This window comes from Staphylococcus sp. AS1337 (genome assembly GCF_051408735.1).
GTDB classification, from domain to species: domain Bacteria; phylum Bacillota; class Bacilli; order Staphylococcales; family Staphylococcaceae; genus Staphylococcus; species Staphylococcus xylosus_B.
In genome coordinates this window covers 429,640-452,501 of record NZ_JBOIHZ010000002.1, presented here as the reverse complement: position 1 = coordinate 452,501, position 22,862 = coordinate 429,640, and the positions used below count along the sequence as shown (strand labels likewise).

General features: G+C 30.5%; 20 protein-coding genes. 15 read left to right on the top strand and 5 right to left on the bottom strand.

Annotated elements, in window-relative coordinates; all coding sequences use genetic code 11:
• Positions 1-428: 428 nt before the first annotated feature.
• The 7 genes from ACSUE0_RS04910 to ACSUE0_RS04880 all read left to right on the top strand — a co-directional run bounded on the left by ACSUE0_RS04910 (position 429) and on the right by ACSUE0_RS04880 (position 9,917).
• A complete protein-coding gene (locus ACSUE0_RS04910; protein ID WP_119615187.1) occupies positions 429-1,655 on the top strand; it encodes an AI-2E family transporter in 1,227 nt (408 codons plus the stop codon).
• A 488-nt stretch (positions 1,656-2,143) separates the two neighbouring features.
• Positions 2,144-4,669, top strand: coding sequence for a bifunctional lysylphosphatidylglycerol flippase/synthetase MprF (gene mprF, locus ACSUE0_RS04905; protein WP_436956345.1), 2,526 nt, complete (start codon positions 2,144-2,146; stop codon positions 4,667-4,669).
• A gap of 478 nt (positions 4,670-5,147) precedes the next feature.
• A complete protein-coding gene (locus ACSUE0_RS04900) occupies positions 5,148-6,122 on the top strand; it encodes a LacI family DNA-binding transcriptional regulator (RefSeq protein ID WP_182475174.1) in 975 nt (324 codons plus the stop codon).
• 41 nt (positions 6,123-6,163) lie between these two features.
• Positions 6,164-6,553, top strand: a complete 390-nt coding sequence (rbsD, locus tag ACSUE0_RS04895) for a D-ribose pyranase (RefSeq protein WP_119614716.1) — start codon at positions 6,164-6,166, stop codon at positions 6,551-6,553.
• A 14-nt stretch (positions 6,554-6,567) separates the two neighbouring features.
• On the top strand, positions 6,568-8,058 hold the full coding sequence (locus tag ACSUE0_RS04890; RefSeq protein ID WP_119614715.1) for a sugar ABC transporter ATP-binding protein: 1,491 nt from the start codon (positions 6,568-6,570) through the stop codon (positions 8,056-8,058).
• Entirely contained in the window at positions 8,045-8,989 is a 945-nt protein-coding gene (locus tag ACSUE0_RS04885; RefSeq protein WP_017724399.1) for an ABC transporter permease, read from the top strand. The genes ACSUE0_RS04890 and ACSUE0_RS04885 overlap by 14 nt, the downstream gene beginning before the upstream one ends.
• Positions 8,990-9,002: 13 nt before the next feature.
• Positions 9,003-9,917, top strand: a complete 915-nt coding sequence (locus ACSUE0_RS04880; RefSeq protein ID WP_436956341.1) for a D-ribose ABC transporter substrate-binding protein — start codon at positions 9,003-9,005, stop codon at positions 9,915-9,917.
• Positions 9,918-10,075: 158 nt separating this feature from the next.
• On the opposite strand, the gene msrA is transcribed toward ACSUE0_RS04880, so the two are convergent.
• Complete coding sequence (msrA, locus tag ACSUE0_RS04875) at positions 10,076-10,591, bottom strand: peptide-methionine (S)-S-oxide reductase MsrA (protein WP_436956339.1); 516 nt, start codon at positions 10,589-10,591, stop codon at positions 10,076-10,078.
• A 139-nt stretch (positions 10,592-10,730) separates the two neighbouring features.
• On the opposite strand from msrA, the gene ACSUE0_RS04870 reads away from it, so the two are divergent.
• The gene (locus ACSUE0_RS04870) at positions 10,731-11,711 is read left to right on the top strand and encodes an LCP family protein (RefSeq protein ID WP_436956337.1); all 981 of its coding nucleotides are present in this window, start codon (positions 10,731-10,733) and stop codon (positions 11,709-11,711) included.
• A gap of 246 nt (positions 11,712-11,957) precedes the next feature.
• Here the strand turns inward: ACSUE0_RS04870 and ACSUE0_RS04865 are convergent, their stop codons facing one another.
• Both ACSUE0_RS04865 and ACSUE0_RS04860 read right to left on the bottom strand, forming a co-directional pair.
• The gene (locus tag ACSUE0_RS04865; protein ID WP_119614717.1) at positions 11,958-12,014 is read right to left on the bottom strand and encodes a type I toxin-antitoxin system Fst family toxin; all 57 of its coding nucleotides are present in this window, start codon (positions 12,012-12,014) and stop codon (positions 11,958-11,960) included.
• Positions 12,015-12,165: 151 nt separating this feature from the next.
• On the bottom strand, positions 12,166-12,351 hold the full coding sequence (locus tag ACSUE0_RS04860; RefSeq protein WP_017724403.1) for a 2-hydroxymuconate tautomerase: 186 nt from the start codon (positions 12,349-12,351) through the stop codon (positions 12,166-12,168).
• Positions 12,352-12,501: 150 nt separating this feature from the next.
• Between ACSUE0_RS04860 and ACSUE0_RS04855 the strand changes: the two genes are divergently transcribed.
• A complete protein-coding gene (locus ACSUE0_RS04855) occupies positions 12,502-13,764 on the top strand; it encodes a Y-family DNA polymerase (protein WP_436956335.1) in 1,263 nt (420 codons plus the stop codon).
• Between the two features lie 256 nt (positions 13,765-14,020).
• Here the strand turns inward: ACSUE0_RS04855 and ACSUE0_RS04850 are convergent, their stop codons facing one another.
• Complete coding sequence (locus tag ACSUE0_RS04850; RefSeq protein WP_436956333.1) at positions 14,021-15,112, bottom strand: prephenate dehydrogenase; 1,092 nt, start codon at positions 15,110-15,112, stop codon at positions 14,021-14,023.
• A gap of 351 nt (positions 15,113-15,463) precedes the next feature.
• On the opposite strand from ACSUE0_RS04850, the gene ACSUE0_RS04845 reads away from it, so the two are divergent.
• From ACSUE0_RS04845 to ACSUE0_RS04830, 4 genes are all read left to right on the top strand, one after another.
• The gene (locus tag ACSUE0_RS04845; RefSeq protein WP_436956331.1) at positions 15,464-16,390 is read left to right on the top strand and encodes a D-2-hydroxyacid dehydrogenase; all 927 of its coding nucleotides are present in this window, start codon (positions 15,464-15,466) and stop codon (positions 16,388-16,390) included.
• Between the two features lie 119 nt (positions 16,391-16,509).
• Entirely contained in the window at positions 16,510-17,544 is a 1,035-nt protein-coding gene (locus ACSUE0_RS04840; RefSeq protein WP_436956329.1) for a M42 family metallopeptidase, read from the top strand.
• Positions 17,545-17,764: 220 nt separating this feature from the next.
• On the top strand, positions 17,765-18,487 hold the full coding sequence (locus ACSUE0_RS04835; protein ID WP_436956327.1) for an HAD family hydrolase: 723 nt from the start codon (positions 17,765-17,767) through the stop codon (positions 18,485-18,487).
• Between the two features lie 66 nt (positions 18,488-18,553).
• A complete protein-coding gene (locus tag ACSUE0_RS04830) occupies positions 18,554-18,850 on the top strand; it encodes a hypothetical protein (RefSeq protein ID WP_119614705.1) in 297 nt (98 codons plus the stop codon).
• A 328-nt stretch (positions 18,851-19,178) separates the two neighbouring features.
• On the opposite strand, the gene ACSUE0_RS04825 is transcribed toward ACSUE0_RS04830, so the two are convergent.
• On the bottom strand, positions 19,179-20,681 hold the full coding sequence (locus tag ACSUE0_RS04825; protein WP_436956325.1) for a glycosyltransferase: 1,503 nt from the start codon (positions 20,679-20,681) through the stop codon (positions 19,179-19,181).
• A gap of 784 nt (positions 20,682-21,465) precedes the next feature.
• On the opposite strand from ACSUE0_RS04825, the gene ACSUE0_RS04820 reads away from it, so the two are divergent.
• Both ACSUE0_RS04820 and ACSUE0_RS04815 read left to right on the top strand, forming a co-directional pair.
• Positions 21,466-21,936, top strand: a complete 471-nt coding sequence (locus tag ACSUE0_RS04820) for a GNAT family N-acetyltransferase (RefSeq protein ID WP_436956323.1) — start codon at positions 21,466-21,468, stop codon at positions 21,934-21,936.
• Between the two features lie 240 nt (positions 21,937-22,176).
• The gene (locus tag ACSUE0_RS04815; RefSeq protein ID WP_436956321.1) at positions 22,177-22,389 is read left to right on the top strand and encodes a hypothetical protein; all 213 of its coding nucleotides are present in this window, start codon (positions 22,177-22,179) and stop codon (positions 22,387-22,389) included.
• Positions 22,390-22,862 lie beyond the last annotated feature (473 nt).

The window sequence follows — 22,862 nt, the reverse complement described above, 5'->3', positions numbered from 1 at the left end:
TTATGAAATATTGAAGTTTACAATAGTAATGTAAGTTGAGTCATGTTATAACCTTTATACATAAGTCACCTCATTTTAAAATTATGTGGTGGTAATTTTATTATACGAAAGGGCCTTATTTTTTGTACTAAAATACATGATTTTTAACGATTTAGCTTTCTGTGTTCAATAATACTTTTAATTTAAGTATTATTTAGAAAAATTTGGAAAATGTGTTTAATTGTAATGGAATAGTGAATAATCTATGCAGAAGCGAGATGACAATCATAATTTAGTATAATAGATGATTGTCATATAGAGGATGTGTTATTATTAAGCATAGTACAATAAACTATTAAAGTTTTTTATAATAGAGTTTTGTACCTTCTTTTTATAATCATAACAAGTAATTACTATTTCTAGAATTAATTTAAGGTATGGTGAGTTATATGTCGAATGAAGACAATGTAAAACAAGAAAATAAGAAGGGTAAAGATAAGTTAAAACTTAGTTTCCCTGAAACCCGCTTCATGAAGTTTGCGGGTGGCAAAGACTTACTTTTTGGTTTGTTAATTTTAATATTAGTAGGTATAGCTATATTTATATTTGATCAAGTATCTTATATTTTCAAACCGTTTATCATTATTTTTAATACTATTGCTGCACCTATTATTGTTTCAGTGATTCTATATTATCTATTGAATCCATTAGTCAATTTAATGGAACGTTATAATATTTCTAGATTATGGGGCGTAATTATATTATTTTTGTTGATTGTAGGTGTCATAACACTTGTTATTAACCTTTTGATACCTGTAATAGGGTCTCAATTTAGAAGTTTTGGTAATAATTTCCCATTATATGTAGATAAAGTCAATCAATTTATAGATAGTGTTACAAAGTATTCCTTGATATCGAATTTCTATAGTCAAATTCAAGAACAATTGGATGCGTTGGCTAACAAATTGCCATCTATGGTTTCAGATTACTTCAACGGATTTGGTTCAAAGGTTAAGAATTTTGCTGAGGCAATTGTAAATGTTGGTGTAGTCATTGCGACAACACCATTTGTGTTGTTCTTTATGTTAAAAGATGGACATCGTTTTAAAGAGTTTTCTACAAAATTAATGCCACCTAAATTCAGAAAAGATTATCATGATTTATTAGACAAAATGAGTGTTCAAGTTGGTTCTTATATTCAAGGTCAAATTATTGTATCATTTTGTATTGGTATTTTATTATTTATAGGTTATAGCATTATTGGATTAGATTATAGCTTGATTTTAGCATCAATCGCTGCTGTTACAAGTGTGGTACCGTACATTGGTCCTACAATTGCAATATCGCCAGCAATTATTATTGCGCTAATAACTTCCCCAATTATGTTATTGAAATTAATTGTAGTTTGGACGGCTGTTCAGTTTATCGAAGGTCATCTAATTTCACCTAATGTCATGGGCAAAACACTTAAAATACACCCACTAACAATTATTTTCATCTTGTTAAGTGCAGGTAACTTATTAGGTATTGTAGGTGTGATTTTAGGTATACCGGCTTATGCAATATTAAAAGTCTTGGTTTCACATTTATATACTATGTTTAAACGTAGATATAATAAGTATTATGGTGAAGATGCTGGAGAATATGAAATTACTACGGATGAAGAAATTCGTTAAATTATTATAAATTTTGTTCAGTATGCTTTGACAATAAACAATATTTTAATTTCGATTTTATATCATAATAGTGTTCATACTAAAGCAGTAGGCTAGTAAACAAAATTGATAAGCGTCTATAGATATAATGCAGGTACATACTGTAATCTATAGGCGTTTTTATAATATACTATAGTTATAAAAACTATTGAGGACGAGATGATGAAATCAACTTCTAAAATGTGGTTCTTGTCTCGTCCTTAATTATTTTCATGATGATTTATTAACTTACTGAATTAGATTGTCGTTATACATGGAAGTTTTGTGCTATATGGCTATATTATTGAGAATTTTACCTTATTTAATGACGTTTAATTCATGATATTTAAAATTAAGTCATATATCTAACAATTTTGTTAGTAGTTATTATTAAAAATTTTATTTATTATGTATTGTTCTTGTGCTATATTTTTATGGAACGATTAGATTATTAAAAGTGAAGTGAAAAGATGTCAAAAGAATTGAGAAGCAAATTATTTTCTATATTAAAAATTGCATTCGCATTTACGTTATTTACAATTGTTGCTATTATTTTATACAAAGAGCTCTCACATATTAATCTCAAAGACGCAATAAAATCATTTAGTAAAATTAATAGATTTTGGCTCGTTGCATTGTTCTTTAGTGGTGGCGCATCTATTATAGTGCTTTCAATGTATGATGTGATTTTAGCTAAAACATTAAAGTTAAAAATTGGTTTAGGTAAAACGATTAGAATTGGTTATATTGTAAATGCTTTAAATGCTGTTGTTGGCTTTGGGGGATTTATAGGGGCTAGTGTACGTTTCCTATTTTATAAGAATACAACTGAAGATAAAAAAGCGCTTCTACATACCATTTCTATTGTTTTAATTTCAATGTTAACTGGTTTGAGTTTGCTTTCTATCTTAGTAGTGATTCATGTCTTTGATATTTCACATATTTTCACACCGTATCCATGGGTTAAGTGGTTAATGTACGTAGTAGCATTGTTTTTACCAATATTTGTAGTATTTACTATAATTAAGCCAGTACAAAAAACACATAGATTGCTTGGCGTATATTGCACAATTGTTTCAGGTGTTGAATGGTTTGTTGCAGCATTAGTGTTATACATGGCAATGGCTATCGTGGGTGTTCAAATACCTTTTGCTACCTTTATGGGGATTTTTATTCTAGCAGCGTTATCGGGGTTAATTAGTTTTATTCCTGGTGGATTTGGTACATTTGATTTAGTTGTACTGTTAGGTTTGAAGGCATTAAATATTGATGAGGAAGCAATCGTATTAGGTTTATTACTTTATCGTTTTGCTTATTATTTATTCCCTGTACTTATTGCATTGATTTTATCTACATTTGAATTCCGTAGTACTGCCAAACGTTACTGGGAAGATTCACGCATATTAGTGCCAGTAAAAGATATGACGTCTTTATTAGGCTCATATCAAAAGGACATAATTGCACGTATACCATCTTTTGCTATGGCACTTTTATTGCTATTTACGAGTTTAGTATTCTTTTTGAATAATTTAACAATTATTTATGATGGGTTATATGATTCAAATCACTATATCTATTATATTATTGTTTCAATTCATACATGTGCTTGTTTATTATTATTATTAAATGTCATAGGCGTATATAAATTATCTAAACGTGCGATACTATTCGCAATTATTTCTGTATTGTTTATATTTATTGCAACGGCTTATACGTATGCATCATTCATACTATTAAGTTGGCTTACAGTGATCTTTGTATTATTGCTTGTATTTTATAAACGGGCTCGGATTATCAAACGACCGTTTAGATATTCCAAGTTATTATTAAGTATTTTTACAGGTACGATAATACTTTATATTAATCATCTTGTGGTTAAGAGTACGTTTTATTCCTTAGATATTTATCATATTGAAATGCTGACTTCTATTTTGAGATATTATTTCTGGATTACTATTTTATTAGTAGCAATTATAGTTGGTGTTATTGTATGGTGGTTTGAATACAGATATAGATTATCAAATAGTAGAGATAACATCGCTACCTGTGAAGCGATTATTGATAAATATAATGGGAACTATTTAAGTCACTTAATGTACAGTGGAGATAAGAAATTTTTTATAAATGACAATGAAGATGCTTTTGTAATGTATCGTTATCATAATAATACGTATATTATTTTAGGTGATCCAATTGGTAATACAGAATCATTTTACAATTTATTAGAATCATTTTATCAAGAAGCGGAATATTTAGGTTATGATATTATTTTTTATCAAGTAACGGATAAATACATGTCACTCTATCATAGTTTTGGTAATCAATTCTTTAAATTAGGTGAAGAAGCTATTATAAATTTAACGACATTTACAACGTCAGGGAAGAAAAAGCGTGGTTTGCGAGCGACGCTAAACAAACTTGATGATTTGGGTTATTCATTTGAAGTGGTGAAGCCACCTTTCTCACAACAGATGATTACTGATTTAAAAGCCATAAGTGATGAATGGTTAGCTGATAAAAATGAAATGCATTTTTCTGTTGGTAGTTTTGACGTAAATTATATATCACAAGCTCCGATAGGCGTGTTAAAAAATAATGAACAATCCATCATTGCTTTCTGTACATTGATGCCAACTTACTATAGTGGCGTGATTTCAGTTGATTTAATACGTTGGAAACAAGACATTGAGTTGCCATTAATGGATAGTTTATATTTGAATATGCTACTTTGGTCAAAAGCTAATAGCTATGAACATTTTAATATGGGAATGGCGACGTTATCTAATGTTGGGCAAATTCCTTATTCATTTTATGGTGAAAGAATCGCTGGGCGTGTGTTTGAACATTTCAACGGCCTATATAGATTCCAAGGTCTCAGAAGATATAAAGAGAAATTTAATCCGAAATGGGAGCCAAGATTTCTCGTTTATCGTAAACGCCACTCATTATGGGTGAGCATGTTAAAAGTAATGCGTATCATTAGAAAAAATAGTTAAAGTACAACATAAAGCACCCCACATGTCATATGCATGTGGGGTGCTTTTTAAGGAGTTTAATAGTGCTTAATGGTTTGTGTAGTTAACCTTTGGAGAAGTTATTAACTACTTTAATAAACTAACAATTGTTACCCTTTTAAATATCATTTTGATTCTAACTACATTTGAATTTCTCGTTACCCCTTTGTTAAAGGTACAATATAAATATATCATCAATAGAAAACGCTTTCAATAGTGTATTGAAATCTTATTCACTTTATTATGGAGATATTATACGTGCGTTTTCTTATTAATATTTATATGTATTATTACTTATTCTAAGTGACAGGTCAAAAAAGACTTCCGTTTATAGTGATAAATCACACGGATTAACGCTGATTTTTTATTTTAAACAAAAAATAATTTAATAAATTAATCATGGAAACTTCTGTTAAATAGAGAAAATATGTGGTAGTATGAAAACGGTTACATAAGAGGGGTGATTTTACTGACAACGATAAAAGATGTAGCGCTATTAGCTGGTTGCTCAGTTGCAACTGTTTCTAGAGCGATTAACAATACTGGGTATGTTAAAGCACAAACGCGATTGCAAATTGATCGTGCAATTGTAGAACTGAATTACCAACCAAATGAAGCGGCAAGAACATTATACAAAAGAAAATCAAAAATGATTGGATTGCTCCTACCAGATATAAGTAATCCATTCTTTACGTTAATTGCAAGGGGAGTAGAAGATGTTGCTGTTGAACATGGTTACCAAGTTTTAATTGGTAACAGTGATAATGATATAGAAAAAGCAAAGTCCTATTTAACAACATTTGTATCTCATAATTGCGCTGGCATGATTACTACTGCACTTAACGAAAATATAATTGAAAATATGTTAGAACCTCTTCATATGCCTTTTGTATTTGTCGACCGAACTAATAATGAAATATCAGGTGTTTCAACTGATCATTATGAAGGTGGACAATGTCAAGCAGAGCTTGTTATTGAAGGAGTCTGTAATTATGGTCTAGTCGTACATGAAGATTTAACTATTGATGCTTTTAAACATCGCGTTAAAGGTGTAGTGTCAATTTTTAAAGAACATGGTATTAACTATAAAACATATTTAGCGCAGGATTTAAACGATGAAGGTTCATTTATTAATTTAATTAGGACACACAATATAGATAGTATTATCTGCAGTAATGATTTATTAGCAATTAAAGTAATGGGGATACTTCAACAACATAACTTGCAAATTCCAAAGGATGTTCAAATTGTAGGGTATGATAATATACCATTTTCAACTATGACATTTCCCAAAATTAGTACAATCGATCAGTCGGCTTATCGTTTGGGAGAACTAGCAATGTCAAAGTTACTTAAATTGTATGATCATCAAGATTGTGTCGAACTAGAAAAAGTAGCAATTTCCGTAATAAAGAGATCGAGTACACGTCATTAATGCGTAACATGTAACGGGTTACATAAAAAAGGAGTGGTTTGATGTATAAAACAGGTATTTTAAATAGTGAAATTTCAAAATTGCTAAGTGATTTAGGTCATACAGATCAAATTATTATTGCTGATTGTGGTTTGCCAGTACCACAAGGGGTTAAGAAAATAGACCTTGCCTTAGAATTTGGGAAACCATCATTCTTAGAAGTATTTCACTTAATAAAGAATCATATGGTAATTGAGCAAGTAACGATTGCTAATGAAATGATTAAGCAAAATGATGAACTCTATATACAATTGGTGTCAGAAAACATTGATATTAGTACTGTATCTCATGAACAGTTAAAAGCGGATAGTTGCAAAGTTAAATCTATTATCAGAACAGGCGAAGCTAAACCTTTTGCTAATGCGATATTAAAGAGCGGCGTTTTATTTTAAAGGGGTGATTAATAATGATTAATATGGATCAAATATATAAATCATTTGGACAAAATGATGTGTTGTTGGGTGTAGATTTTGAAATTGCTGATGGAGAAATCCATGCATTAATGGGGGAAAATGGTGCTGGTAAAAGTACATTAATGAAAATTCTAACAGGTGTCTATGAAGCGGATGGTGGCACAGTAGTAGAAAATGGGCAACCGATTCATTTTAAAAATACTAAAGATGCTGAAAGCCATGGCATCGCATTTATACAACAAGAATTGAATATTTGGCCTAATTTGACAGTATTAGAAAACTTATTTCTAGGAAAAGAAACAACTAAATTTTTCGGTATTGTAGATAATAAAGCCATGAGGGTGCAAGCACAAGAGATATTTAAAAAATTGAATATAACGATTGATTTAAATCAATTAGCAGGAGATTTATCGGTTGGTATGCAACAAATGTTAGAAATTAGTAAAGCGCTTATGCAAGAGGCTAAAGTTATTATAATGGATGAGCCAACTGCTGCATTAACAAATAATGAAATAGAAGTGTTATTTGAACAAATCAAAAAGTTAAAAAGTGAAGGCGTATCTTTTGTCTATATTTCACATAGAATGGAAGAAATATTTAGTATTTCTGATCGTATTACCGTTATGAGAGATGGTCGCTCTATTTTAACGTCTGCTACTGAATCTACAACACATCCACAAATCGTTAAGGCGATGATAGGTAGAGATTTAGATAACCAATATCCTGAAAGGGATTATAAGCAAGATGAATTAGTTCTTTCTGTTAAGGAGCTTAGTTCAAATGAGCATAATCTAAAATCGGTGCACTTTGAGTTGCATAAAGGAGAAATCTTAGGTTTTAGTGGGTTAATGGGTGCAGGTAGGTCAGAGATTATGCGCGTGTTGTTTGGGCTAGATAAAGGAACTATGCAAGTAGAATTGAATGGTAAAGATATTTACATGAAAAATCCTAACCAATCTATAAAACATGGTTTAGCTTTTATCACTGAAAATAGAAAAGAAGAAGGATTAGTTTTACAAGATTCTATTTTAGAGAATATATCATTACCTGCGCTAAAAAGTTTTTCAAAATCAGGATTTCTAGCTCAAGGTTCAATGGAACAATATTCACAGCAAATGATTAAGCGATTAAATATTAAAGGCAAACAAGATGATGCGTGCATAGATTTGTCTGGTGGGAACCAACAAAAAGTAGTTTTAGCTAAATGGATAGCGACAGCACCACGTGTATTGATTTTAGATGAGCCTACTAGAGGAATTGATGTAGGTGCTAAAAGAGAAATATATCAATTAATGAATGAACTTACAGAACGAGGAATGTCTATTATTATGATTTCATCAGAGTTACCTGAGGTTATTGGCATGAGTGACAATGTTGCTGTTGTCCATGAAGGTAACATTGTAGGGATATTAGATAAGGCATCATTATCTGAAGAACGTATTATGACTTTAGCTACTGGAGGGAAAATAAATGAATCAATCTAAGTTATCTTTTTCATATTTAGAAAAAATTATACCATTTATTGGATTAATATTATTAGTCATTATTATAAGTGCATTAAACAGTGCTTTTTTAGAACCATCTAATTTGTTTAATTTATTAAGACAAGTATCCATTAATGGTTTAATAGCATTTGGTATGACATTCGTCATTTTAACAGGGGGGATAGACCTATCAGTTGGTTCCACCCTTGCGTTATCTAGTGCGATGATAGCCATATTAATGGTATCTGGTGTTGATTCAATTGTTGCGTTGTTAATTGGTTGTATCTTTGGTGCTATTTTAGGAGCGATTAACGGGCTTTTAATTACATTAGGTAAGATGGCACCATTTATCGCAACTTTAGCAACAATGACCGTATTTAGAGGGGTCACACTGGTTATTACTGATGGTAATCCGATTACAAATTTAAATGGTAGTTATGCATTTCAACTATTTGGACGTGGCTACTTTATAGGTATACCTGTACCAGCAGTTACGATGTTTATCACATTTATTATTTTATATATTATTTTACATAAAACGGTGTTTGGTAGACAGACTTATGCTATGGGCGGTAATGAAAAAGCGGCATTTATCTCAGGAATCAAAGTAAATAAGTTGAAGGTTATGATATATAGTTTAGCTGGCTTAATGTCTGCGATGGCAGGAGCAATATTAACATCTCGTTTAAATTCTGCACAACCAACAGCGGGCATGTCATATGAATTAGACGCTATTGCAGCTGTAGTACTTGGTGGTACTTCACTTACAGGCGGTAAAGGACGCATTCTTGGCACCTTAATCGGTGTGCTTATTATAGGCGTTCTAAACAATGGTTTAAATCTATTGGGTGTGTCTTCATTTTATCAACAAGTCGTTAAAGGTGTTGTAATTATTATTGCAGTGCTAATAGATAGAAAGAATAAATCATAGAGGAGGTCATTTAATGAAAAAAGTATTTATTAGTGCTATTGCAATATTGTTACTTTTAGCAGGGTGTTCACTAGAATCTCCATTAGAAAATAATAGCAAAGATAAATCAAACAAGAAAAAATCTGAAATTGTAATTGGCGTCAGTCTATCTACGTTAAATAATCCGTTTTTTGTAAAAATAAAAGATGGTATTGAGGATGAAGCGAAAAAACAAGGAGCCAAAGTGAAATTTGCTGATGCACAAGATGATGCAGCAAAACAATCAAATGATATTGATGATTTAATTCAACAAAACGTAGACTACCTTATCGTTAATCCAACAGATTCAGATGCGATTTCGGGTAGCATACAAATTGCGAATGATCAAAACATCCCAGTTGTTACTTTGGATAGGGAAGTTGCTAAAGGAGAAGTAGCATCATTTATTGCTTCAGATAATGTTAAAGGTGGAGAAATGGGTGGCCAACTAATTGTAGAGCAATTAGGTAAAAATACGAAAGTTGCTGAATTAGAAGGTATACCCGGTGCAAGTGCAACGAGAGAACGTGGTAAAGGATTTCATAATGTAGCCGATAAATCACTTGATGTGGTATCGAAGCAAAGTGCTAAGTTCAATAGAACAGAAGGATTGAATGTGACGCAAAACATTATACAAGCACATCCAGATATCAAAGCTATTTTTGCGCAAAATGATGAAATGGCACTAGGTGCTGTAGAAGCGGTGGGTAATAAGGATATCAAAGTTATTGGTTTTGATGGTAACGAGGATGCAATTAAATCGGTAGAAAACAATAAATTATATGCTACTGTTGCGCAACAACCTCATTTAATGGGAGAGGAAAGTATTAAAACAGTAATGAATTTATTTGATGGTAAGAAAATAGAGAAGAAAAACAAAATCCCATTAGAAAAGAAAAAACAAAATTAATTGGCAATAATCTATAATAAAGCCGGATGTAGCAAACACTACTCCGGCTTTAAAATTTATATAAATAGCTTTATCTCAGTTATTGCGTTGACACGAATTGACTATAAAATTAAAGTTACTACCATTTCAATGAAGTTAATAAAAGGATTTGATGTAAATTAGATGTCTAACCCTTTTTCATATTTTTGACGCTCTTGTTGTTCTTTTGCATAACGCTCAGGATTCTTTTTGTAAAAATCTTGATGTTCAGCTTCTGCTTCGTAAAATGTAGAAGCGGGTAGAATTTGTGTTGCAATCGCTTTGTCTTTATCCATAGTATCCTTTAATTTCTCAATATAAATTTCTGCCAGTTCTTTTTGATCTTCATTTGTGTAGAAGATAGCAGTTTTATAGTGTGAACCTCTATCTTGGAATTGTCCGCCTTCATCAGAGGGATCTATTACAGAAAAGAAAATTTCTAATAATTTGTTGTAGGAAAACAATGCGACATCATATTCGACTTCGACAGTTTCCAAATGGCCGGTATTACCACTTTTGACTTGTTCATATGAAGGATTATCTACATGTCCTCCCATGTACCCAGAGGTTACTTTTTCTATGCCTTCAAATGTATCAAAGGGTTTAACCATACACCAAAAGCAACCTCCAGCGAAGTATGCTTTATTAATATTCATGCTTAACATCCTTTCCGTATTAGACCTTAGTACCATATATAAAGATATCACTTGATTTTTATACTCTTTTTATATAACTTTAATATATGTTAATTATAGTACATAGCAGTGCAATTTTGAAGATATAAGGTTGATACTAATGAATGAAGACAAACAAAGAAGTAATACAAACTCAAGAAACAACACTAAAGAAGCGCCTATGCGTAGGGTTAAGAAGAAGCGGATTAAGAAATTACCAATAATCATTTTAATTTTTATTGTGATTTTAGCAATTATCGTAGGTTATGCAGTACATGGTTATAATTCCGGTATTAATTATGCAAAAGACCATGGGAAAACATTAAAGCAAGAAAAATTTAATGGTGCCGCTAAAAATGACGGTAAGATTACGGTAATGGTATTAGGAGCAGACGCCGAAGACGGTGGTATTTCTAGAACAGATTCTATTATGATCGCTCAGTACGATTATGTTAATAAAAAGATGAAGATGGTGTCTGTAATGCGTGATATCTATGCTGATATTCCAGGAAATGGGCAACATAAGATTAACTCTGCATATTCCATCGGCGGACCAGAATTATTAAGACAAACGTTGAAGAAAAATTTAGGTATTGATCCTGAATATTACGCTGTTTTAGATTTCACTGGTTTTGAGAAAATGATAGATGAACTGGAACCGAATGGTGTACCGATAGACGTTGAAAAAGACATGTCAAAAAATATTGGCGTATCGTTGAAAAAAGGTCATCATCGTTTAAATGGTAAAGAGCTCTTAGGTTATGCTAGATTTAGACATGATCCTGAAGGAGATTTTGGACGTGTCCGTAGACAGCAACAAGTGATGCAATCGCTAAAAGAGGAACTTGTGAGTGTAGATTCAATTCTCAAGTTACCTAGAGTTGCAGGTATTTTAAGAGGCTATTTAAACACCAATATGCCGGATTCTGCATTGGTGCAATCAGGATTAAATTTCGGTATTCGTGGCGATAAGAATGTAGATTCTATAACATTACCAATTAAGGGTACTTATCAAGATATCCAGTCACCAACGGATGGCAGTGCTTTAGAAATTGATAAAGAGAAAAACAAAGAGGCAGTTAAGAAATTCTTGGATGAATAATATTGTTGCTATGTAAGTGTAAGACAAAGAAGTAATATAGCACTTGATTTTTATCGTATTTCGTTAGTTTCTGTCCAAGTAAAGATGCTTAGTAAGAAATATAATACTGGTGAAGTTTTTTGCATTTTTACTTAGCATGAGGTTATAATATATTTAACGAAAAAGATTAGCATTAATATACCAATCCCCCTTACTATTGTCATAATAAGGGGGATTTTTATAGTGTTGGCTATTGTCGCCTATTTATTATCTATCGCGTTTACTTAGCCAGTTAGTAAAATATGCGATGGCACAGCCACTGATGTATGATCTTTAGCTCAAGTAAATCTTTTATCTTCAGAGATAGAACAATGAAATGTTTTTAAATAAATTGGATTTCTGTTCTACTTTTTTACTGTAAAATTCTTGTTTTTAGACAAGATAAGTCCATATTCTAGTAATAGAATGATTATTACTACTGGTCAGATTTTCTAACTCCTGCAACCCCATAATGTGATGATTTCATTTCTTCTATAACTACTTGGATTGCTTCTTTATTAGCACCAGTTGTTTTTTCAACTGCATTTGTTACTTCACTTACTAAGTCTTTGAGTTGTTCATCTGAACGACCTTCTAATAATTTTACATTTACGATTGGCATATGTAATTCCTCCTAAAATAATTTAAAGATATTATATCACGAAAATTCGAAAAATTATAAAAATAACCCACAGGAATGTTTGTTCTTTTTTATATTGATTAAGAACAAACGTTCGTATATAATAGAGTTAATTCAGGGAGGTTGTTTGATATGTATGATTATAATCTAGTAGAAGAAAGAGACGTCTTGTGTATAGATCAAAAGAGTTTCTTTGCGAGTGTATCTTGTATTCAAAAAGGATTAGACCCTACTACTGAAAAATTAGCAGTGGTTGCTGACACTAAAAGACAAGGTTCAGTAGTATTAGCTGCCACAGGACCACTAAAAGCACTAGGTATCAAAACTGGATCTAGATTATTTGAAATACCACATAGAAATGACATTTATATAATTAATCCAAGCATGCGAAAATATTTGGAAGTTTCTATAGAAATATCAAAAATTGCATTGCAATATATTGCACCAGAAGACTTACATCAGTACAGTATAGACGAGTTCTTTATGGATGTGACGAATAGTTATCATAGATTTAGTAGTACGGTTCATTCATTTTGTCAAAAATTACAACTTGAAATTAAAGAAGCAACAGGTATTAATTGTTCAATAGGCATAGGCTCAAATATGTTATTGAGTAAAATTGCACTGGATATAGAAGCCAAACATAACGATAGTTTAATTGCAGAATGGCGTTATCAAGATGTACCTAAAAAACTTTGGCCAATTCAACCATTGAGCAAATTTTGGGGGATTAGCAGAAGAACAGAGGCTAAATTGAATAAAAGAGGAATTTTTACTGTTGGCGACCTAGCACATTATTCTTATACGTATTTAAAAAGAGACTTAGGTGTCGTTGGTATCGATTTACATTTACATGCAAATGGAATTGATGAAAGTAGAGTGCGAGATAAATATAAAGTGATGAATCCATCTATTTGTAAGAGTCAAATACTCATGCGAGATTATCGCTACAGCGAAGCCAAAGTAGTTATGCGTGAATTGATTGAGGATGTTGCTAGTCGTGTTAGAGGGAGAAATCAATTAGCTAAGACGATTCAATTTTCATTTGGTTACAGTGATGAAGGAGGCATAAGCAAACAGTATACGTTAGAAGATCCAACAAATCTAGAAGATAATATGTATAAAGTGGTTGAAGGGTTTGCAGATAAATTATGTGACCATTATGCATTATTCCGTACAGTAAGTATTTCTTTAACTCAGTTCATCGATGAGAAAGATAGACAATTGAATTTATTTATTGATGAGTACGAAAGAAAACGAAATGAAAAGCTAGCTAAAACTATAGACGCCTTACATCGGAAATTTGGACGAGGAATTGTCTCTAAAGCGGTATCTTATACAGATGCAGGTACAAAACATGGTCGTCTTGGTCTTATGGCAGGCCATAAGATGTAAAGTCTCACTTCTCTATAGAACTACTTTTTCATTTCATGAAAATTAGTAATTCTAATAATGAATTTAGTTCATGTAATCCACTTAGAGTTTTAGTAGTTCTTATACAAGCGTAAAAATGCTTGTATTCTAAGAAAAATTCTACTGGGACTTATGCATGAGCAATAGCTCAGATAAACCTAAAAACCATTGTTTAAACTATTAAACTAGTGGGGCTACCAAAAATGATTTCGTAGCCCCACTTATAAAATTTCATATATTAACCAATATAAGTATCAAAGTCATTGAGTGCCTCAGCGCCAGCTTTACGGTCATCAGGATTTTTAAAACTAATACGCAATGCTCCGTATATATCTTCGCGAACTTCTAAAATTCTAAGGTTGCTTATAGAAATATTATGTAAACTCAGAATGTTTGTCACTTTGCTAATCATACCTGGTTTATCCGGAATATCGACATATAGATCATACTCCACGGAAAGCGCTCCCTGTTGTTTAAGGGGAAGTTCATCACGATAAGTTTTAGCATCATTAAAGAAAGCATGAAGGTCTTCGGCGTTATTACGCTCAATTAACGATATAACTTCTCCCATTTGATCTTTCCATTCTTTTAAGATACTTAATATAGTGTCTTTATTCTCAACTGTAATATCACGCCACATAATTGGGTTACTGCTTGCAATTCTAGTGATATCTCTAAAACCACCAGCAGCCAATGTTTTCACTAAAGCAGAATCATCCACATGTTGAGCATTTAAATGAACCAAACTTGAAGCGATAATGTGCGGGACATGACTAACAATCCCAGTAACAAAATCATGTTCTTCTGCAGTTGTTGAAATGAATTTAGCATCAGTTGTTTTCAATAGATCTTGGATTTCTTCAAAAGCTAGATCATTAGCTGGTTCATTATGTACGAGTATATAAAAAGCATTTTCAAACAAATGTTTTTTAGCATTTAATACACCAGATTTATGACTACCAGCCATTGGATGGCCACCGATAAGGTGAATATCATGTTTTAAAAGAAATTGTTCATACTGTTGAATCGTTGATTTTGTACTACCAGTATCTGTAATAATAACGTTTTTCTTTAATTGATAGCTTGGTAATTCTTGTAAGTATTTTATTGTTTGTTGTACGGGCGTTGCATATATAATGATATCTGCATTTTCGACGCTTGATTTATAGTCTGTCGATTGAAAATCAATGATACCAATAGATAAAGCTTTATCTAATTGAGATGTATCAGCATCAAATGCTGTAATTTCTATATCATTATGATAGTATCTTAAATTACTCGCTAGACTGCCGCCGATTAGGCCTAGACCAACGAAAAGTATTTGTTTCATTAAGCGAATCACCTCTATCAAAATTTTCAGAATAGTAATATTGTATAGTAGGTATTACTAATACGCAATACGTGATGAAATTTTTGCTTCACCACTAATGATATTTTACGACTTTAAAATCATAGTGATAATTTTATTGAAAATGAATTGTTAGAGCTGACAATACGAAATATTACCTAACACAAATAGATAAGAAATGAATATGTGAAACATAAGAACATAAACCAAATAGAATTATGCTAAAGTAAGAGAAAGTAAACAATGTACAACGTAATAAATGATAAGTATAGTGATAATTTTTAAAATACGACTATTTATAATGATATTCAAAAAATAAAGGGAGTGTAAAATTTGAAAATAGAGAACATTTTAATTGCAGGTCCACACAAATTTGATTTTCAGCCATATTTGAAACAGCTAGAGAAGTATAATTTACGTTTTAAATCGACCGATGTCATTTCACAAGAGGATATGAACTGGGCAGATACATATGTAGGATTTGCTCCTAATGTAAATTTTGAACCTTCTAAAGTCAAATGGGTGCACACATTTAATGCAGGTGTGAATAATTATTTAGCCATTTCTGGTTGGGACAATACTCTGTTAACTAGAACAATCAGTGATTTCGGAGAAAAAATGAGTGAGTATTGCTTGAGTTATATATTAGCTGATTTACAATATCACTCCCAATTTAAAGCACAGCAAAAAGCTAAAGTTTGGTCTGTTAAATCACCAGGTTCATTGAAGGATCAAATCATAACAATACTAGGTACAGGTGAGATAGGCCAAAAGATTGCAGAAGTATTCTCAACGTTTGGGGCAACTGTAAATGGCATTTCAAATAGTGGCCAAAATAAAGCGTATTTTAATCAAATAAGTAATATAGAAAATGCTCATACAATACTTGAACGCTCAAATTATATAATTAGTACCTTACCATTAACACAAGATACAGAAAAGCTATTAAATCAACATCACTTTAATTATTTAAACAATGCATATTTTATAAATGTAGGTAGAGGGAAAGTAGTTGATACGGACCACTTACTAGACGCTTTAAATGAAGGAAAGTTAAGGCATGTTGTATTAGACGTCTTTGAGTCAGAACCATTAACAGAGAATTCTGAGTTGTGGCAAAGGAAAGATGTTACGATTACTCCTCATATTTCAGCGTTAACAGATATCGATGATGCCATATCATGTTTTTGTAACACATTGAAAAAATTAGAAAATAATGAATCAGTATCTAATCAAGTTGATTTCATTAAAGGATACTAAATTTAGTTAAGAATTAAACAAGTTTATTTTAGTTATAAGTGTTAAGGATTTTCGTACAATTATACCAATTTTTAAAGATAAAAGTTAAAATAGACTTATATATATTAGGAGGGGATTGCATGACTGAATCAATTTTCACCACTATTCAAGCATTAACTGAAATTAATAGCCCGTCAGGACACGCAGAAGAGGCCATTAATTACGTTAAAGACGAAGTTGAACAGTTGGGTTATACGACGACTTTGACCAACAAAGGCGCGTTGTTGATTAGCGTAAAAGGTGAGAACGACGAAGCACAAAAATGTATCACTGCACATGTTGATACATTAGGTGCTATGGTAAAAGAAATTAAAGAAGATGGAAGATTAGCATTGGATTTAATTGGCGGCTTTAGTTATAACGCAATTGAAGGTGAGTATTGTGAAATAGAAACTTCATCAGGACATACATACACTGGTACCATTTGTTTACACGAGACAAGTGTACATGTTTATAGAAACAATGATGATATACCTAGAAATATTGAACATATGGAAGTTAGATTAGATGAAAAAGTATTCTCCAAAGAAGACACCAAAAAATTAGGGATTGATGTAGGTGACTTTATAAGTTTCGATCCAAGAACGCGAATAACTTCATCAGGCTTTATAAAATCACGCCATTTAGATGATAAGGCAAGCGTTGCAATGATTATAGAGTTTTTGAAAACCATCAAAAATGACAACTTAACTCTACCTCATACGACACAATTTTATATTTCAAACAATGAGGAAATTGGTTATGGTGCAAATGCTTCAATTTCACCCCAAATTGTTGATTTTATAGCTTTTGATATGGGGGCTCTAGGTGATGGTCAAACATCTGACGAATATACAGTGTCTATTTGTGCAAAAGATGCTTCAGGTCCATATCATAAAGGGCTACGTGAGCAACTTGTTAATTTATGTAAAATTAACAAAATTCCTTATAAAGTAGATATTTATCCATATTACGGTTCAGATGCTTCTGCAGCATTAAAAGCTGGTGCTGATATTAGACATGGTTTGTTCGGTGCCGGTATTGAATCGTCACATGCATTAGAACGTACACATATAGATTCTTTAAAAGCGACACAAGCTTTACTTCATGCATATTGTTTAGCCTCCATACAATAATTTATATTTATCGATTGAAGTTTATATAAAAAGTTTAGATGCTTGCTGAAGAAAACTGTGACTTTAATAGTTTGTGTATAGAGATAGTTTTTGGAAAGTATAACTTGAATAAACCTGAATGTAGTGAATTTTATCAGTAGAATATTAAGGAAATCAATTATACGTCTAAAGGTAATAGTAAATGAAATACTAATATAAATTGTATTATTGAGGTGGAAAGATGGATAAAGATGTTGAATTAATTTTATTCGATTTGGATAATACATTATACCCGTTTCATGAATATTGGAATAAGGCCAACGAAGAAGTATTTAAGGATTTTGAATACACTAAAAACCTTGATTACCGAGAATTTAATCGTATATTGATATACTATGACGAATACTATTGGAAACAACATGATTCTGGTCAAATCACTTTAGACCAACTACGGTATTTAAGGTTAATAAAAGCGCTAGAAAAATTTAATATCAATATTAGTTACGAAGAAGCTAAGGAATACTTCGCAACATTTTTTAATTATATGTTATCTTACATAACCCCTGATTATGAACTCATTGAACTACTTAACATTTTAAAATACTATAAGAAAATAGGTATATTAACAAATGGGAAAATTTGGGAACAAAGAGAAAAAATAAGCCGACTAGATCTTGAAAAAATATTTGATGGAAATATTTATATTTCAGAAGAAATAAATATTGAGAAGCCTGATAGAAAATCGTTTCAATATGTCGCTAAGGCTTTTAATGTATCCGTTGAAAATACACTGTTTATAGGTGATTCACTTCATAACGATGTATTAGGAGCGTTATCTGCAGGTATGAAACCAATATGGTTGACCCCTGAAAAAGATTTAGAAAATCATAGAATAGATAATATAGAAATTTATAATGATAATATAAAAAGTCTTGTTATGAAATTTATAGAAGGCTATAAGTAAATTTCATAACAAGATTATATTAAAATTTACTTTTCATTTTTTAAATAGTAAGGAGCTTGATTTGTCATGAATAATTTAGCAATACTATCACCAGCAATATTTTATGCGGTGTTATTAGCAATTCAATATTTTTTATCTAGAACAGGAAATAAGATAGTGGGGGCAATTGTACCTGTTATATTTGTAATCGTTCTTATCTATTTGTATTTATCAGAAAAGTTAGGGCTAAATATATGGGTAGCTATAATATTTGGCATTATAGGACTATTATTTCTACTTGGCCAATGGGATAGCGCACAAAAAGATAACAAGAAAAAGACGGAAAAAGAATTAGATAAGATAGAAGGAAAAGACTTAATTTGAAATATGAGTAATAATTGATAATAAACATACACACAAAGTTCATATGATTTATTACTACAATTTACACAAAAAGACCACGCCTTATATAGGTGGTGGTCTTTAATTTTATCTTAAAAATAGTATTTAGAAATAATGGTTTATATTAAGTAGAAATGATTTGTTAAAATACACTTTGAAAAATGGGGATAACTCAAATTTTAAGAATGAGAGTTTTATTATTTAGTGATTTGTTAAAATATGAGTTTTTTATTAAAGATATCTTAAACTTTCATATTAACAATCTCAATTTATCTAAGGATCATCATATATGCAATTTCTTAATATAAAATTATAAGTTATAGCCTATTGAGCTAAATAACTGTTTATAATTATTTTTGGCACTATCAAAAGTTAATTCAGGTTTCGTTTTAATATTGTTTAATGGATTTTCAATAATATCTATCATATATTTAGTTAATTGTTCTATATTGTTTTTTTCTACAAGGTAGCCATTTTTACCATGATCAATTATTTCAGAGGGTCCGTACTTTATAGCGTATGAAATGACAGGACACCCCACATTTATACTTTCCATTACAGATAGGCCGAATCCTTCAAAGGAGCTTGTTAACAGTGAAGCTTTAGATTTTTGAAATTCAGATGTAGGATCATTTGTAAAACCATGAATATGCACCTCGTTTTGGATGCCAAGATCGAATATCAAATTCTCAATTACTGAAACTTGACCAAATTCGCCTCGTCCATAAATATCCAATGAAGTATTGTAACCACTTTCTAAAAACTTAGAATACGCTTTTAGTATATGAACAATTTGTTTCTCTTCAGCAATTCTTCCTATAAACACAAACCTATCTTCTTTCACTACATTATTAGAATATGGATTAGAGTTTATAAAGTGGGGTATTACAGAAATTTTATCTGAGCTAATACTGCTAACGTTTTGTATATCATTTTTTTGTTTATTAGTTAAAAGTAAATATTTAGAGACTTTATGATGGTTTTCTAGTGCAAATTTATAGGATTGTTCAACCTTATCAGTATTCATGTGACTACTGTGGAAAACAAGTATATTCTTAGTGTTGATTTTTTTGTTGAGTAATGGTTTATCAAGTAATCTAGCATCACAAAACACTGTATCATTTTCACTGAATTTGTTATCAAAATAATACTGGAATAATTGTTTTTCAGTTTTAAATGTTTTGTGTGGCCGATCGTCCTTATAAGTTTGTATTTGAATTACATTGTTAGCATCATTATCTTCAAAGAATTTCTTACAATAAATTATTTCATTTGCATCAAAAAATTCTTCGGCAATTTTTTTATAACTATTAGGAGAGTAGTAGATTTTTTTATGTAATACTCCATAATTGTTATATTGCCAACGCTGAATTCTCTTCTTACTAATAGGAGACATAAAGTCTTCAAACTCTAATATATTACTGTCTTTAAAATATCTTCTATATAAAACATATGAATCGTCACTATCGTAGTAACGTACAATATTATTAGTTTTCCCAAACTTATATTTCAAATCGTTCATTTCAAGTGGTGTTTCTATATATTTGATTTTCTTTAGTATTTTGCTTCGAGGTGATGTTAGTAACTTATAATTAGCTAACCAGTCGTATATATTTTCATATTTTATGTTTTCAGTAACTTTCTCTTCTTTAAAAAAACTTGCATATACATCATTATAATTAGGATTGTAATTGGTAGTTAATATTGTGGAAGGGACACCTAATTCTTCATCTAAAAATTTTGTTCTTCCCAATAAAGATTTTGTTCTTCCGCCGTGCACTGGAGGAAGTGTACTTGTAACTGTATATATCATTATTTTAAACTCCTTAAATAATAAGAACCCCGTTTAATCAAGATAATTTTATATTCCGAACAATATAAAATTTAACATAATGCTTCGATTCGAGGCTTTAATTTCCCTTTAGTAATAGTAAACAGTATTTTCTATGTTTTGCCTTGTAGAATTTTTAATTAATCATCGTTAAATTTAATTTATAGAAATTTTTCTTATATAAGAAACTCCTTTATGTTTTGAAATAAATAAACAACACATTCATATCATATTTTTATTCTAATGAATTAAATAAAATTCAACTCCCCAGTAAGAATGAAATATAGTATGTATTCATATTAGCAAATAATATAAGTATTTAGTATAAAAATTGCACAATTTATAAATTAATTTTGTTTATTGTGCTTGAAAAGTAATATTTTTAAACAGATTGTCCAATGCAAATTGAATAGATGAATTTAGTGAAATAATGTTTCACTAGAGTGAGGTTATTAAAAAGGGATTGAATTATATAACTATTATAGAGTTTATTGTTTACTTATATTGTGAATAATATGAGGAGTTATACAAAAGCATACAATTTTTCGCATATGTATAATTCATAATTTAATGAAATTAAGTGTTATAGTGGAACTATCATAAAATACATAAAATTATTTAAATTGTAAGATTTATAGTTATTTAATTATATTAAATAACTATAGCCTTTTGGATTGGAGTATTTGGCATTGCCTTTACAACAGCAATTAATAATATGAACCAAATTGTTTATAACGATTTCTAGTCGAAGAGGGGATGAATAAATATGTACTTTAAAGAAGCAACGATTTCTGATGCACCAATAATTCACAAGTTGATGATTAAAGCATTTTCAGAATACAAAAATGATGAGATTCCATCTAGCGCTCTAGAGGAAACAGAAAAGAGTATTAGTGTAGCGTTATTGGAAGAACGAGAAAAAGCTTTAATCGTATATGAGTCAGATGAACCAGTGGCAATGGCTAGATTTAAAATAGATAATTGTAAAATGAATTTTTATCGTCTATCTGTAGATCCTTTATACCAAGGAAATGGGGTAGGAAAGCATTTGTTAAAGTCATTAGAAATATATGCAAAAAATAAAGGTGTATCAGAAATTATATGTAAAGTTCGTATGAATATAAAAAGAAATGTTAGTCTCTATAAAGATATAGGCTATTTTATATTTGATAATTATACTATTGATAAACCGAATAATAAGTCGTTACATATTGTTTCTATGAAGAAATATATTTAAAGGTACAATGAAGGGAATAATGCAAATTATTGTTTAATCCAAAGAAAAAGTTAAAATAAGTAAAATCAGAAATGAGATCATTACTTTTAAAATTATCTCTCACAGCATCTAACCACAATTTTCACTTTAGCTATTGCATCTTACTATGATAGCTTTAAAATGGAGAGTAAGTAGTTAGAACGAATTATAAATAAAATTTTGTTGTAAAAAGGAAAATGACATTTGGGAGATAAAAAGATTATGAAAAGATCGAGTTTGAGAACTGTACTTTTAACTATATTTTGGCTTTTAGTGTTGTCATATGCTGTATATGTAACATTTGTAGATCATAAATTTCAATATCATCCAATTATATTCTTATTTTTATTCGCAATTGGTGCAAATATTATTAAGAAAGTAGCACCGAAAGATAATTACGAAAAATATCAAAATAACGAAGATAGATTACGATAAAAGTTGTGAATACAAGGTTTTTAATAACTAACACACCTTTGAAAACGACAATTAAATTTATGAAATTAAATTTAACTGTTGACAAAGTCGATTTATACTAGTAGGATTTTACTTAATTACTTATCGCAACAAAAGTTGCCATTTGAAAGATAACGTAGCAAATATGTGATGTAGCAATAAGAAAGCTAATGGTTGATGGAAATTAGCACTGCATATATTGTGAATTGGGCTTTTAAATGAAAATTAAATAGCAATTAAAGTGAACAATAAATTTGTTAACTAAGGTGGCACCACGGTAACGCGTCCTTACAGTATGCGTTAGTGTGGTGTTTTTTTATATTAAAATTGAACTGAATTGGAAGACAAAATGAAGTAAGTGATGATTAGGTAGTTGCAGAAAGTTAGTGGTTGATGAGAACTAACACCTACTTATACTGAAATTGGGTTTTGTTGGATTAAAAATGAATAAACAA

What these genes read in the sequence shown, in the direction of transcription:
- ACSUE0_RS04910 (WP_119615187.1), top strand. Translation starts at nt 429, where the DNA reads ATGTCGAATGAAGACAATGTAAAACAAGAAAATAAGAAGGGTAAAGAT.
- mprF (WP_436956345.1), top strand. Translation starts at nt 2,144, where the DNA reads ATGTCAAAAGAATTGAGAAGCAAATTATTTTCTATATTAAAAATTGCA.
- rbsD (WP_119614716.1), top strand. Translation starts at nt 6,164, where the DNA reads ATGTATAAAACAGGTATTTTAAATAGTGAAATTTCAAAATTGCTAAGT.
- ACSUE0_RS04890 (WP_119614715.1), top strand. Translation starts at nt 6,568, where the DNA reads ATGATTAATATGGATCAAATATATAAATCATTTGGACAAAATGATGTG.
- ACSUE0_RS04885 (WP_017724399.1), top strand. Translation starts at nt 8,045, where the DNA reads ATGAATCAATCTAAGTTATCTTTTTCATATTTAGAAAAAATTATACCA.
- ACSUE0_RS04880 (WP_436956341.1), top strand. Translation starts at nt 9,003, where the DNA reads ATGAAAAAAGTATTTATTAGTGCTATTGCAATATTGTTACTTTTAGCA.
- msrA (WP_436956339.1), bottom strand. Translation starts at nt 10,591, where the DNA reads ATGAATATTAATAAAGCATACTTCGCTGGAGGTTGCTTTTGGTGTATG.
- ACSUE0_RS04870 (WP_436956337.1), top strand. Translation starts at nt 10,731, where the DNA reads ATGAATGAAGACAAACAAAGAAGTAATACAAACTCAAGAAACAACACT.
- ACSUE0_RS04860 (WP_017724403.1), bottom strand. Translation starts at nt 12,351, where the DNA reads ATGCCAATCGTAAATGTAAAATTATTAGAAGGTCGTTCAGATGAACAA.
- ACSUE0_RS04855 (WP_436956335.1), top strand. Translation starts at nt 12,502, where the DNA reads ATGTATGATTATAATCTAGTAGAAGAAAGAGACGTCTTGTGTATAGAT.
- ACSUE0_RS04850 (WP_436956333.1), bottom strand. Translation starts at nt 15,112, where the DNA reads ATGAAACAAATACTTTTCGTTGGTCTAGGCCTAATCGGCGGCAGTCTA.
- ACSUE0_RS04840 (WP_436956329.1), top strand. Translation starts at nt 16,510, where the DNA reads ATGACTGAATCAATTTTCACCACTATTCAAGCATTAACTGAAATTAAT.
- ACSUE0_RS04835 (WP_436956327.1), top strand. Translation starts at nt 17,765, where the DNA reads ATGGATAAAGATGTTGAATTAATTTTATTCGATTTGGATAATACATTA.
- ACSUE0_RS04830 (WP_119614705.1), top strand. Translation starts at nt 18,554, where the DNA reads ATGAATAATTTAGCAATACTATCACCAGCAATATTTTATGCGGTGTTA.
- ACSUE0_RS04825 (WP_436956325.1), bottom strand. Translation starts at nt 20,681, where the DNA reads ATGATATATACAGTTACAAGTACACTTCCTCCAGTGCACGGCGGAAGA.
- ACSUE0_RS04820 (WP_436956323.1), top strand. Translation starts at nt 21,466, where the DNA reads ATGTACTTTAAAGAAGCAACGATTTCTGATGCACCAATAATTCACAAG.
- ACSUE0_RS04815 (WP_436956321.1), top strand. Translation starts at nt 22,177, where the DNA reads ATGAAAAGATCGAGTTTGAGAACTGTACTTTTAACTATATTTTGGCTT.